We start from the raw sequence: 13,509 nt of genomic DNA on the forward strand, positions 1-13,509 counted from the left end.
CGGTCAGTCCCTTTCCAGCAGCGCGACAGGGTGGACGGACAGCAGGTGGGCCAACGGGATCCGGCCGGTGTACTCGGCACCCGACAGCAGGTCCCGCCACGTGCCGTGCGGCAGGGTGAGCGCGGTGCTCCCCCAGCCGCCGCGCCGCTCCAGGCCGACGGGCAGCCGGGTGGCCACCGCCACGGCCCGCTCCCCCCTGGCGAAGGCGATCGCGTGCTCCCCGGCCTCGATCGGGACGTACGGCGCCTCGGGGTCCAGCCTCCGCCGCAGGTCCAGGGCCTGGGCGGTGACCGCCAGCTTGGCCTCGTCCCACGACAGGCTGCCTGCGGCGGCGGGGCTCGGGTGGGCCTCGTCCGGGTGGGCCTGGCTCGCGTGGGCCTGGGCCGACGAGAGCATCCGGCGGCGCAGCGGGAAGTCGACCGGGCGCCGGTTGTCCGGGTCGACCAGGGAGAAGTCGGTGATCTCGTTGCCCCAGTACAGGTCGGGCACGCCGGGCATCATGAGCTGGACGAGCTTCTGGCTCAGCGAGTTGGACCTGGCGTACGGCTCGATCCTCGCGGCGAACTCCGCGACCGAGGCGCCGCACTCCTCGACGGCCCGGCCGACGAAGTCGCGGATGCCGCGCTCGTAGGCCGGGTCGGGGGTGGCCCAGGAGATCGAGGTCTTGGCCTCGCGGGCCGCCTTGAACAGGTAGTCGAAGAACCTGCCGGGCCCGATCGGCCAGGAGGCCATCAGGTTCTGCCAGGCCAGGTAGTCGAGGGCCGGGTCGAAGGAGACCTTCGAGGACCACTCGCCGACCGCCGCCGCCCACTCCCCCGGCATCTCGGACAGCACGGCGAGGCGGGCCCGCACGTCCTCGGAGCGCTTGGTGTCGTGCGTGGAGAGCGTCGTCATCGTGCCCGGCGGCATCTCCCGGCAGAACGCGTGGAACTCCTCGACCGACCCGCCGAACCGGTCGGGCTCGCCGCCCACCTCGTTGAGGCAGGACAGGGGGTACCAGCGGTAGAGGGCGGTGTCCTCGACCCCCTTGGCCATCACCGGGCCGCAGGTCTGCTGGAAGCGGGTGACAGCCTCGGCGGGCCCGGTCAGGACCCGCTCGACGACCTCCGCCACCGGGGCGCCCTCGGGCAGCCGCCCGGCGGCGACCCGCCCGGCCTCCTCGACGATCCTGACCGAGGCCTCGGGCACCGGCTCGCCCGGCACCGCGTAGGCCCGGTAGACCGGCATCGCGGCGAGCAGCTCCACCAGCGTCTGCCGGTCGGAGCCGACGACGGCGTGCAGCCGGTCGATCTCCGCGCCGAAGAACAGGTTCAGCACCTCCGCCTTGGACTCGCGGACCACGGCGGCGTAGTCGTCCCGCACCCCGGTCTGCTGGGCGAACAGCTCGACCAGCGGCTCCCTGCCCGCAGGGTCGACGAACAGCCCGGTGATCCGGTTGAGCGTCTCGTAGCCGGTGGTGCCGTCGCACTCCCAGTCGGCGGGCAGCCGCTCGGAGCCGACCAGGATCTTCTCCGCCACGGTCCACACGCCCGCGCTCTCGCGCAGCCGCGACAGGTAGCCGCGCGGCTCGGCGAGCCCGTCGGGGTGGTCCACCCGCAGCCCCTGGATGACCCCCTCCCTGACGAGCGAGAGGATGACGGCGTGCGTGGCGTCGAACACCTCCGGGTCCTCCACGCGCACCGCGATCAGCGAGGACACGTCGAAGAACCGGCGGTAGCCGGGCCCGCGCCGCCAGTCGACGAGCCGGTAGTGCGTGTCGGGCAGCGGGAACTCGTGGTCGTGGTAGCGCAGCACGTCGCCGTCGGCCACCGCCTCGCCCGAGTCGCCGAGCACCGGCATGTTCACCTTGCCGCCGACACCGCCGACACCGCCGACACCGCCGACACCGCCAGCACCGTCACCGTCCTCGCCGTCCTCGACGGACCAGTCGATGTCGAACCACGACGCGTACGGCGACTCCGGCCCGTCCTTGAGCACCGACCACAGCTGCGCGTTGCCCGACTCGGGCACCGGGATCGTCATGTGGTTGGGCACGATGTCGACGACGATGCCGATGCCGTGCTGGGCCAGCGTCGCCGACAGCTCCCGCAGCCCCTCCACGCCGCCGAACTCCTCGCGGACGCGCGAGTGGTCGGTCACGTCGTAGCCGTGCCGCGACTCCGGCACGGCCTGCAGGATCGGTGACAGGTAGACGTGGCTGACGCCCAGGTCCCGCAGGTACGGGGCCAGCTCGGCCACCTTCTCGAACCCGAAGTCGGGGGTGAGCTGGAAACGGTAGGTCGAGATCGGCACCTCGTACGAACCCGGCGGCGGCGGGGGCGCGGGCACCTCCTCGGGAAGCACCAGGGGGTCGGGGACGTCCACGCCGGTCCTGGTCCCGGGAACGGACTCCGGCAGGATCTCGTCATGGGCGACCTGCGGCGGGACGGCACCGGGCGGGGTCTCGGGCGAGATCTCCGGCAGCGGGTCCGGCGGCATGCCGGGCCCGGGTTCCGGCACGGGCTCCGGCACGGGGCCCGGCTCGGGCACCGACCCCGGGGGGACGATCCCGGGCGCGGGCTCCAGCGGAACGGGCTCGGGGTGGGGCTCGGGGACGGGCTGGGTCACGGGCTCAGACACGGCGCAGCACCCTCACCGAGCGGCCGACGACCGGCACGCTCTCTCCGGCCCGGCAGACCCGGGTGTCGACCGTGATCGGCATGGCGGTGTCGATCTCCGTCAGCCACATCTCACCGTAGTCCTTGGGCAGCGTGAACTTGATGACGTCGTGGTGGGCGTTGAACAGCAGCAGGAACGAGTCGTCGACGATCCGCCGGCCCCGGCGGTCGGGCTCGGTGATGGCCTCGCCGTTCAGGAAGACGGCGAGCGACTTGGCGTACCCCACGTTCCAGTCGGCGTCGGTCATCTTCTCCCCCCTCGGAGTGAGCCAGGCGATGTCGCTGAGGTTCTCCTCCGAGCCGCGTACCGGCCGCCCGTAGAAGAACCTGCGCCGCCGGAAGACCGGGTGGTCGGCGCGGAGCTTGGCCAGCCGCCGGGTGAACTCCAGCAGCAGCCAGTTCTCCCTGATGTCCGACCAGTCGACCCAGCTCAGCTCGTTGTCCTGGCAGTACACGTTGTTGTTGCCCCGCTGGGTACGGCCCAACTCGTCGCCGTGGGAGATCATCGGAACGCCCTGGGACAGGAACAGCGTGGTCAGGAAGTTGCGTTTCTGCTGCTCGCGCAGGGACTCGATCGCCAGCGAGGCGGGCCCCTCCTCGCCGCAGTTCCAGGAGCGGTTGTCGTCGGCGCCGTCCCGGTTGTCCTCGCCGTTGGCCTCGTTGTGCTTGTGGTTGTACGAGACGAGGTCCTGCAGGCTGAAGCCGTCGTGGCAGGTGACGAAGTTGATGGAGGCGGCGGGGCGGCGGCTGTCGTCCTGGTAGAGGTCGCTGGAGCCGGTCAGCCTGGACGCGAACTCGGGCAGCGCGGCGGGCTCGCCCCGCCACAGGTCGCGGATCGTGTCGCGGTACATGCCGTTCCACTCGGTCCACCTGGCGGGGAAGTTGCCCACCTGGTAGCCGCCGGGGCCGACGTCCCACGGCTCGGCGATCAGCTTGACCTGCGACAGCACCGGGTCCTGCTGGACCAGGTCGAAGAAGGCGCTCAGCCGGTCGACCTCGTGCAGCTCGCGCGCCAGCGTCGAGGCCAGGTCGAACCTGAAGCCGTCGACGTGCATCTCGATGACCCAGTAGCGGAGCGAGTCCATGATCATCTGGAGCACGTGCGGGGAGCGCATGAACAGGCTGTTGCCGGTGCCGGTGGTGTCCATGTAGTACCGCTTGTCGCTGTCGACCAGGCGGTAGTAGTCGGCGTTGTCGATGCCGCGCATGCTCAGCGTCGGGCCCAGGTGGTTGCCCTCGGCCGTGTGGTTGTAGACCACGTCGAGGATGACCTCGATGTTCGCCTCGTGCAGGGCCTTGACCATGGCCTTGAACTCCAGCACCTGCCCGCCGCGCTGCCCCGTGCTGGAGTAGGCGTTGTGCGGCGCGAAGAACCCGATGCTGTTGTAGCCCCAGTAGTTCGTCAGCCCCCGCTCGGCGAGGACGTGGTCGGTGACGAACTGGTGCACCGGCATGAGCTCGATCGCCGTCACCCCGAGGGCGGTCAGGTGATCGATGATCTCCGGGTGGCCGATCGCGGCGTACGTGCCGCGGATCCGCTCGGGGATCTTCGGGTGGTTGATCGTCAGGCCCTTGACGTGCGCCTCGTAGATCACCGTGTCGTGGTACGGCGTGCTCGGCGGCCGGTCGTGCCCCCACCCGAAGAACGGGTTGATCACGATGGAGCGCGGCACGAACTCGGCGGAGTCGGCGTCGTTGCGGCTGTCCGGATGGCCGAAGCGGTAGCCGTACACCGCCTCGTCCCATTTCACGTCCCCCTCGACCGCCTTGGCGTACGGGTCGAGCAGGAGCTTGGCGGGATTGCACCGCTGCCCTCTCGGCGGGTCGTACGGGCCGTGCACGCGATAGCCGTAGCGCTGCCCCGGGCCGACGCCCGGCAGGTATCCGTGCCAGACGAAGCCCTCACACTCGGTGAAGGTGACCCTGGTCTCCTTGTTCTCCTCGTCGAACAGGCACAGCTCGACGCGTTCCGCGGCCTCGGTGAAAAGCGCGAAGTTGGTTCCCGCGCCGTCGTAGGTGGCCCCGAGAGGATAGGGGTCACCCGGCCAAATCTCGATCATCAGTTCCTCTTGAGCGTGGAGACCTCCGCCTTGAGGCGGAGGAGAGAACACGGCGCGACGCCGTACTGCGGATTTCTCTCGAAAGTCTGAGCGAACTCGGCCGATGGGGGGAGGGTGTCAACGCGCCGCCTTCCAGCGGTGCAGGAATATGCCCCGTGTTCGCGTGGCCATGCGCACATTCCCACTCCTGTGACGGTGATCTCAGATCCTGGCGATGACGTGCGTCGACCGAGCGTAGATCAGACCGGGGTGGAGATGTCCATCACCGGCCCGCCGGGGTCGAGCGGCGGGCGGCCGCGCCGGCCGTGGAACCGGTCGCGCGGGGGCGCGACGGCCGTGGTCCCGGCCGGACGGCCGGACAGGACGCCGGACGGGATGTCGGTCACCACACGGTTGACGGCCAATGCACGCTCCTCGCTCCTTTCGGCCCCCAGGCCACGGACGCCCTCGGGCCTTTACCACCTAACCCTCTCGTCGCAGGCGAAACGTGCCGGCCGGTACGCGGAGCGCGGGGCGTCACGGCCGATCACGCTCCCGGCGGGCGGAGCCTCTCGCCCAGCGCGCGGAGCGCGGGCCCGTAGACGCGCAGCCCGGCCCCGGCGGCGAACGCCTCGGCCGCCCGCAGATGGGCCCGCGCCCGGTCCGCGTCGCCGCCGAGCAGGGCCAGCCTGGCCAGGCACAGGTCGGTCAGCGACCAGCCCAGCAACCGGCCCGCGTGCGGGGCGAGCCTGCCGTACAGGACCCTCCCCGCCGCCTCGTCGCCGAGCGCCGCGCAGATCTCGCTGACGGCGTCCGGGACGAACCGGTAGGCCAGCTCGGGACCTATCGCCGCGAAGCCGTCGCGGGCGAGCCCGGCGAAAACGTCGCGTGCCTCGGCCGTCCTGCCCAGGTCGATCAGGGCGAGGCAGCGCAGGATCCGCCAGGGCTTCTGGCCCGGACGGCGGGCCAGCATCTCGTCGGCCAGCGCGAGCGCCTCCCCCGCCCCGCCCGGCTCGTGAACCCCGCTCGGCTCGTGAAGATCACCCGGCTCGTGGCCCCCGCCCGCCGCCCGCAGGGACAGGAAGCGGAACACCTCCCGCCGCAGCGACGCGTCGTCCCGGCCCAGCGCCCCCTCGGGGTGGGCCTCGCCGGACGCGTCGGCCGCGGCGAGCGCGTCGGCGAAGCACCCTGACAGGTAGGCCCGGACCGCGGCCTGCCAGGCGGCCAGGCTGACCATCGAGGGAAGCCTGAGCCGCTCCGCGGTCTCCCGCAGCCGGTCCAGCAGTTCCGCGGCCCGCCCGGCGGCTCCCCTGGCGGTCAGCTCGACGTACTCGTTCTCCATGCCGATCCACTCGACGGCCAGGTCACCGGTGCGGCGGCCGATCTCCATGATCTCGGCGACGACCGCCGCGCGGCGCTCGTGGTCGTGGCCGGAGCGCAGCAGGATCTCCAGGACGATCAGCGTCCTGGACAGGACGCGCTCGTCGCCGGTGAGGCGGGCCAGCCGCACCGCCTCCCCCGCCATCTCCACGCTCCGCTCGACGGGTCGTACGGTGGAGCCGGTCAGCGCCGCGGCGGCGAGCAACCGGGCCCGCCACGGCGAGTCCGCGGCCAGGTCCGAGGCGAGGACCCGGTCGACGCGCCTGGCGAGCCGGTCGATGCCGGTCATCTCCTCGTACATGGCCGAAGAGATCGGGTCGGAGAACCCCAGCACCGCCCTGGCCAGCCGGTTGTCGTCGCCGAGCCGTTCGGCGATCTCCGCGGTGGCCTCCAGCGAGGCGTGGGCCGCGGCGCTCATCCCCGCCGCGGCCTGCGCCTCGGCCAGGTCGAGCAGGAGGTCGCAGCGCAGCGCGTCGTCGGGCTCCGGCAGCCGGCCGATCAGCTCGATCGCCCTCTCCAGGCCCTCCACCGCGTCCTCGTGGGCGAACTGCGCGGTCGCCTGGGCCGCCGCGCGCCGGGTGTAGCCGATGGCCCTGCCCGCCATCCGGGAGCTCAGCAGGCCCTCGCGACAGTGATGGGCGATCTCGGTCAGGCGCGTCCCGCTCCGCTCCTCCAGCACCTCCGCGATGCGCGCGTGCAACCTCCTGCGCCGCAGCGGCGGCAGCGCCTCGCGCAGCACGTCGCGGACGATGTCGTGGACGAAGCGGCAGCTCGGCCCGTCCCCCTCGACCAGCAGCCGGGCCCCCACGGCGGCGTCGACGATGTCGAGGACCCGCTCCTCGGGCAGCCCCGCCACGCGCGTGAGGACGTCGGTCGCCGCCTCCCTGCCGAGCAGCGCCGCGACGGTCAGCACCTCCTCGGTGCCGGGCGGCAGACCGGCCATCCGGCCGCGCACGACGTCCGACAGCGCCTGGGGGGTCTCCCCCAGCTGCAGCACCTCCCCCAGGAAGAACGGGTTGCCCGCGGTCAGCCTGCCCATCTCCGCGGCCAGCGCGGGGTCGGCGCCCGCCCGTCCCAGATACTCGCGGATCTCCTCCTCCGCCAGGCCGCGCAGCAGGAGCCGCCGCACGTGCGGCAGCCGCAGCAGCGCGCCGAGGGCGTGCTCCAGCGGTTCGCCGGGGCGTACGTCGGTGTCGCGGTACGTGGCCACGACGGTCAGCTCGGGACAGAGCCGGGTGGAGGCCAGGAACTCCAGCAGGCGCAGCGACGAGGTGTCCGCCCACTGGAGGTCGTCGAGGACCACCAGGACCCGGCCGTGCTCGTTCAGCAGCCGGGCGAACGCCTCGTACAACGCGAACTGTCCCGCCTGCCCGGCGGCTCCGGCTCCGGCTCCGGCCAGCCGCGCCAGCTCACCGTCCCTGCCGACCAGGTCCCGCACGGCCTGTGTCCAGGGCCAGAAGGGCGGCGCGCCGGTGCCGCCCCAGCAGCGGCCCCACACCACCCGGTGGCCGCCCGCCCGCGCGGTCCCGGCGGCGTGCTCGGCCAGGCTGGTCTTGCCGATGCCGGGCTCCCCGGCCAGCAGCACCACCCGGTGCCCGTCACCGGCGACCGCCCGTTCCAGCACCTCCACCTCGGCGTCCCTGCCGACCAGCCCGGCGTCCTTCTCCTCCGCCGCCGCACGGCCCGCCTCCACCGCGAGGCGGGGCGCCAGCGCGGGATCCTGGCCGAGGATGCGCCGTTCCATCTCCCTCGACCGGGGATCGGGGTCCAGCCCCATGTCCTCCATCAGCAACCGGCGCCCCTCGGCGAGCACGCCGAGCGCGTCGGCCTGCCGTCCCGCCTGGTAGAGCGCGTGGGCGGCGAGCACGCGCAGCCGCTCCCTGAACGGATGGGCGCCGACCAGGTGGACCAGCCCGCCCGTCAACGCCGCCCCCCGGCCGAGCGCGAGTTCCGCCTCGGCCAGGTCCTCCTCGACCGTCAGCCGCAGCTCTGCCAGATGCGCGCTCTCCTCCACCGCCCAGGAGGTGCCCGAGAGGTCCGCGAGCGGCTCCCCGCTCCACTCCCCCAGCGCCAGCCGCAGCTCCCTGACCGCTCCCCCGTGGTCGCCCCCCGCCCCCAGGCTCCTGCCCACGGCCGCGTGCCCCCGCGCCCTGCCCAGGTCGATCGCGCCGCCGGGAACGTCCAGCGCGTAGCCCCCCGGCCTGCTGACCAGCACCACCGGGGGCACGTTCCTCGTCCTGCCCGGCTCGAACACGCGGCGGAGCTTGGAGACGTACGCCTGCACGGTGTTGAGCGCCCCCGGAGGGGGGTCGCCCTCCCAGAGCGCGTCGATCATCCGGCTCGGGCCGACCGGCCGCGGGGCGGCGAGGACGCACATGGCCAGCACCAGCCGCTGTTGGTAGGGGCCGATGTCCAGCGCCGCCCCCCCGTCGGCGAACGCCCCGACCGGGCCCAGCACACGAAAGTCCATCCGACCGCCTCGCTCACGAACTGCGCCGAATAGTAGCCTTCCGCCTTCACCCCGGCCCCCGTACATCCCCACGCCGCGATGGTCCGGTTGTGTCCTTTTTCGACGAAACCCCCGGAAAACACGGAAGTTTGGCCGCCGACAGGTGGGTAGCCCGACCGTCCTCACGAGTGGAGGACATGGGCGATGGGCGGATTCAAGAAGTTCCTGCTGAGGGGCAACCTCGTCGAGCTCGCCGTGGCCGTCGTGGTCGGGGCGACCTTCAGCGGGCTGGTGCAGGCACTGGTCAAGGACCTCATCACGCCGTTGATCGGAGCGATCACCGGCGGCAGGAATCCGGACTTCTCTCAGTACGTGTTCACGATCAACGGCTCCCGGTTCATGTACGGCGACTTCATCAACCACCTGCTGAGCTTCCTGATCATCGCCGCGGTCATCTACTGGCTGGTCGTGATGCCGATGACCCGGCTGATCGGCTTCTTCGACAGGAACAAGAAGGCCACCGAGAAGGAATGCCCGGAGTGCCTGAGCGACATCCCGGTCGACGCCAAGCGCTGCGCGTTCTGCACCGTGGAACTGTCGCGGGTCGCCGCCGCCGACAGGCCGCCCGCGTAGCACCCGCCCGGCGGGATCCCCCCGGATCACCGGGTTCCGCGGTTCGTGCCGGCTCCGGCAGGCGGCCGGTCCCACGGCCCGGGAACTGTGGATGATCATTGACGGTCGGGGGGAGGTCAGGCAAACTTGGCCACTGCGAAGCCTTCCAGGGGAGTGGTATGGACTTCTCCGTCCTGGGGCCGGTCGAAGTGAGGGCCGACCACCAGCCGCTTCCCCTGGGCGGACGCAAGCAGCGGGCCCTGCTCGCGATGCTGCTCCACCACGCCAACAGGTCCGTGGCCGACGACCTGCTGGTGGACGCGCTCTGGAGCGAGCACCCGCCGAAGACGGCCGACAACAACCTGCGCCTGTACGCCTCCCGCCTCCGCCAGTCCCTGGGCCACGAACGGGTCCTGCGCCGGCACGGCGGCTACCTGCTGGTCGTGCACCCCGGTGAGCTGGACGTCCATCGATTCCAGTCGCTGGCGAAGAACGGCCGCGACGCGTTCCTGCACGGTGACCACCACGAGGCCGCGGACTTCCTCCACCAGGCCCTGCGGCTGTGGCGCGGCCCCGCGTACGGCGACCTGCGGTTCGTCGAGGACCTGTCGGGCGAGGCGGCGCGGCTGGAGGAGCTGCGGCTCACCACGCTGGAGAACCGCGTCGAGGCCGACCTCGCGGTGAGGTTCCAGCCGGAACTCGTCGCCGAGCTCACCGGCCACGTGAACGCGCACCCGCTCCGCGAGCGCCTGCGGGCGCACCTGATGGTGGCGCTCACCCGGGCCGGCCGGAGTTCCGAGGCACTGACGGTGTACGCCGACACCCGGCGCCTGCTGAACGAGGAGCTGGGCGTCGAACCCGGGGACCGGCTGCGCGACCTGCACCGGCTGATCCTGGCCGAGGAGCGGGCGGATCCCGGGCACGTCGCGAGCGTGCTCGCCAAGGACGACCGGGACGAGCAGCCGAGAACGAAAAGGAGGCCGGCCGAGCCGCGCGAGCCCCCCGCGGAACTGCCGATGAACATCGCCGACTTCGCGGGGCGCGAGCAGCACGTCAGGGAACTCGTCGCGCGGCTGGACGACCGTTCCGCGACGACCGTCTCGGTCATCACCGGAATGGGCGGCATCGGCAAGACGGCCCTGGCGGTGCGCGTGGCGCACCAGCTGGCCGACAGGTTTCCCGGGGGGCAGCTCTACGTCGACCTGCACGGCGCGCACGACGAGGAGCAGGAGCACCCCGGCGACGTGCTCGGGCGGTTCCTCGTCGCGCTGGGCGTACCCGGGTCGAGCATCCCGGAGACGGTCGAGGCCCGTGCCGCGCTGTACCGCAGCCGCCTGGCCCGCGCGAACGTCCTGATCGTCCTCGACAACGCGGCGTCCGAGCAGCAGGTGAGACCCCTGCTCCCGGGCGCCTCCGGCTGCGCCGTGATCGTCACGAGCCGCGCGAGGCTCTCCGGCCTGGAGGGCGTGCGAGCGGTCGAACTGGACGTCCTGAGCACCCAGGAGGCCGTGGAGCTGCTCTCGCGGCTGATCGGGCACGACCGCGTCGCCGCGCAGCTCTCCGCCGCCACCGAACTCGTCTGGCTGTGCGACCGCATCCCGCTCGCCGTGCGCGTCGCGGGCGCGCGGCTGGCCGCCCGCCCCCGGCAGAGCATCTCCTGGCTCGTCGGGCGGCTCGGCGACGAGCGCGGGCGCCTCGACCAGCTGGTCGTCGGCGACCGCGCGGTCAGGGCGAGCCTGGCCCTGAGCTACGTCGGTCTCCCCGCGGACGCGCGGCGCGCCTTCCGGCTGCTCGGCCTCCTCGACGTCCCCGGCTTCGCGAGCTGGGTCCCCGCCACGCTGCTCGGCTGCCCGCACGAGGAGGGGGAGACGTACCTGGAGACGCTGGTGGACGCGCAGCTCGTCACCATCTCCGGGATCGACGCCACCGGGCAGGCCCGCTACCGCTTCCACGACCTCGTCCGACTGTACGCCCGCGAGCGCGCGGAGGCCGAGGAGGAACCGGCCGAACTCCTGCTCGCGACGACCCGGGCGTTCGGCGCGTGGCTCTGGCTGGCCGAACAGGCCATGGAGCACGTCCACGGCGCCTGCTACGCCGTGCTCCACGGCCCGGCGCCGCGCCGGGCACTGCCCGGCGACGTCGCCGCGTCCCTCCTGCGCGACCCGCTCGCCTGGTTCAACGCCGAGCGGACCGCGCTGGCCGGTCTCGTCGAGCAGGCCTGCGCCCTGGAGCTCGACGACTTCGCCTGGGACCTCGCCGGGTGCCTCGAACGCTACTTCGACTCCCACGGGTTCTTCTCCGAGTGCCGGCGCCTCAACGAGCGGGCCATGCTGGCCTGCCGTACGGCGGGGAACCTGCTCGGCGAGGCCGTCATGCTGCGCGGGCTGCTCGACGTGACCACCTGGACCGGGGTCGAGCACGAGGGCGGCGCCATGGTGGCGCTGCACACCAACGCCGTCCGGCTCGCGGAGATGTTCACCGAGGCCGGCGAGCTGCGCGGGCTGTCGGACGCCCACGTGATGTGCGCCTGGGGCCTGGCCGCGCAGGGATTCGTCGAACCGGCCGTGGAGTCGGCGGAGACGGCGCTGCGCCTCGCGGAGGAGACCGGCCACCTCGGCGGCCGGGCGCGCGCCCACCTGGCGCTCGGCATCACGCACGGCCAGCGGGACGTCCTGTCGGCGGTCCCGCACCTGGTGAGCGCGCTGGAGGTGGCGGAGACCCTGGGAAACCCCCGCTTCGAGGCGACGTCCCTGCAGTTCCTCGGCCTCGCGTACGTCGAGACCGGCCAGCCGGAACCCGCGGAGCGGTGTCTCAACCGCTCCCTCGTCATGTCCCGGGTGGCGCGGGACCCGGCGTCCGAGACGATGACCCTGGTCACGCTGGCGAAGCTCTACAGCGGCGAGGGCGACGAGCGGGCGCGCCCCACGGCCGTCACCGTGGAGGAGCTCAGCCGCCGCTACAACCTCACCCACCACCTGGCCGACGCCCTGTGGATCCTGGGCGACCTCGACCGCGCCGACGGCGACCACGCGCGAGCGGTCGAGCGCCTGACGGAGTCCGTGGCGCTGTGGCGGACCCGCAGCTGGACGACGTACCTCGGAGGCGCGCTCCGCAGCCTCGGCCTCGCCCACGCGGCGGCCGGCGACAGGGAGAGGGCCCTCAGGTGCTGGCGTGAGGCCCACGAGCTCTTCACCGTCGTCGGGGACGGGACGAAGGCGGACGACCTGGCCGGACTCCTCGAGTCGTCGATCACCGGCTGCCCCTGATCGGCTTGTCCGGCATATGCGGAAAATATGCAGCGGCTCCGTAGCGTCCGGATGGCAGGAGATCACGTGGTCGTTCGAGGCTTCACGATCCGTACAAGGATGAGCGGGTACGGCGGGCTCATCTCCGGCAGGGTCACACAGGGGCTGACCCTTTCCACGCATCGCGAGCGCTCAGGCCACCGGCGCGTCCTCCGGGTCGATCACCCGATCGGTCCGGCCCTTTTCCACCGGGAAAGGCACCCGGAGGACAATGGAGCCGTGAGCTTCGAACTGGCCGTCTGGTACGAGCCCAAACCGATCACCAGGGAACACGCGGAGAACGTCTTCCGCTCCCTCCGCCGTGGGGCGCCCCATCGCGCCGAACCTCACCTCGGGAACCAGGAGGACGCCGGAGAGCGTGAGGCGGCGCTCCCGCATGACGGGGAACCCCGTCCCGGAGAACAGGGAAAGCCGGAGGCCCTTGAGGCGCACCCGGGAGTGACGGCGTTCGCCGATCGGCTGCCCGGGGCCGAGTGGCTCTCCCCTGACCACGTCCTGGTCGGCGTGGAGCTGGAACGGGCCGACGAGGTGTCCGCCGAGGTCTTCGCCTTGGCCGCCGAGTGCGGGCTGGTCTGCTACGACCCGCAGCGCGGCCTGGTGCACAACCTGTCTCCGCGAGGCGTCTACCCGACCATGGAGATGCGGACGGGCGACGGGATGATCGTGGTCGGGCCCGACCTCCGGCTCATCTCCGACGCGCTCGCCACCATGTCCCCGCAGAACCCGTTCACCGCCCTGGTCGTCTTCGGCGAGCACTTCGTCCAGAGCTCCCCGGAGATCTCGGGCTACGAGCTGGAGTACAAGGACAGCGTCAGGAACCGGATGTTCCGCACGCACGTCCCGGACCTGGGGGCGGTCCAGGAGGCCTTCACCGAGTACGCCACCGGCGAGCGCGCCTTCCTGGAACGCCACGACTGGAAGCTCGTCTGACCTCCTCTCGGTGGGGTGTTTCCCTTTCTGGGCGCTTGGGGTGTTTCCCTTCCCGCGTGCTTTGGGGGTTTCCGGGTGTGCGGGTGGGGCGTTTTCCGGGTGTGCTCGGTGTGGTTGTTCTTGGTGCTCGCTGCGGT

7 protein-coding genes are annotated in these 13,509 nt (G+C 72.2%); 3 read left to right on the forward strand and 4 right to left on the reverse strand.

What is annotated here, in order from left to right:
• Positions 1-3 precede the first annotated feature (3 nt).
• The 4 genes from treY to AB0G15_RS26650 all read right to left on the reverse strand — a co-directional run bounded on the left by treY (position 4) and on the right by AB0G15_RS26650 (position 8,546).
• Positions 4-2,619, reverse strand: a complete 2,616-nt coding sequence (gene treY / locus AB0G15_RS26635) for a malto-oligosyltrehalose synthase (RefSeq protein ID WP_362844871.1) — start codon at positions 2,617-2,619, stop codon at positions 4-6.
• Positions 2,612-4,717 carry a glycogen debranching protein GlgX gene (gene glgX, locus AB0G15_RS26640; RefSeq protein WP_362844874.1) on the reverse strand — a complete coding sequence of 702 codons (2,106 nt, stop codon included), beginning with the start codon at positions 4,715-4,717 and terminating at the stop codon, positions 2,612-2,614. Before glgX ends, treY begins: the two co-directional genes overlap by 8 nt.
• A 239-nt stretch (positions 4,718-4,956) precedes the next feature.
• Positions 4,957-5,121, reverse strand: a complete 165-nt coding sequence (locus AB0G15_RS26645) for a hypothetical protein (RefSeq protein WP_362844876.1) — start codon at positions 5,119-5,121, stop codon at positions 4,957-4,959.
• A gap of 122 nt (positions 5,122-5,243) precedes the next feature.
• Positions 5,244-8,546: a BTAD domain-containing putative transcriptional regulator gene (locus AB0G15_RS26650; protein ID WP_362844878.1), complete on the reverse strand. Its 3,303-nt coding sequence runs from the start codon at positions 8,544-8,546 to the stop codon at positions 5,244-5,246.
• Between the two features lie 183 nt (positions 8,547-8,729).
• Here AB0G15_RS26650 and mscL point away from each other — a divergent pair, with 183 nt between their 5' ends.
• The 3 genes from mscL (at position 8,730) to AB0G15_RS26665 (ending at position 13,372) form a co-directional block, all read left to right on the forward strand.
• Entirely contained in the window at positions 8,730-9,158 is a 429-nt protein-coding gene (gene mscL / locus AB0G15_RS26655; protein ID WP_362844880.1) for a large conductance mechanosensitive channel protein MscL, read from the forward strand.
• A 158-nt stretch (positions 9,159-9,316) separates the two neighbouring features.
• Positions 9,317-12,403, forward strand: a complete 3,087-nt coding sequence (locus AB0G15_RS26660; protein WP_362844883.1) for a BTAD domain-containing putative transcriptional regulator — start codon at positions 9,317-9,319, stop codon at positions 12,401-12,403.
• 258 nt (positions 12,404-12,661) lie between these two features.
• Entirely contained in the window at positions 12,662-13,372 is a 711-nt protein-coding gene (locus AB0G15_RS26665; RefSeq protein ID WP_362844886.1) for a hypothetical protein, read from the forward strand.
• The last annotated feature ends 137 nt before the right edge of the window (positions 13,373-13,509 follow it).

It is taken from the genome of Streptosporangium sp. NPDC023825 (assembly GCF_040639575.1).
Classification (GTDB): Bacteria; Actinomycetota; Actinomycetes; order Streptosporangiales; family Streptosporangiaceae; genus Streptosporangium.

Bases quoted from the DNA above. Each gene is read 5' to 3' on its own strand.
- AB0G15_RS26660 (WP_362844883.1), top strand. From the start codon at position 9,317: ATGGACTTCTCCGTCCTGGGGCCGGTCGAAGTGAGGGCCGACCACCAG.
- AB0G15_RS26650 (WP_362844878.1), bottom strand. From the start codon at position 8,546: ATGGACTTTCGTGTGCTGGGCCCGGTCGGGGCGTTCGCCGACGGGGGG.
- mscL (WP_362844880.1), top strand. From the start codon at position 8,730: ATGGGCGGATTCAAGAAGTTCCTGCTGAGGGGCAACCTCGTCGAGCTC.
- glgX (WP_362844874.1), bottom strand. From the start codon at position 4,717: ATGATCGAGATTTGGCCGGGTGACCCCTATCCTCTCGGGGCCACCTAC.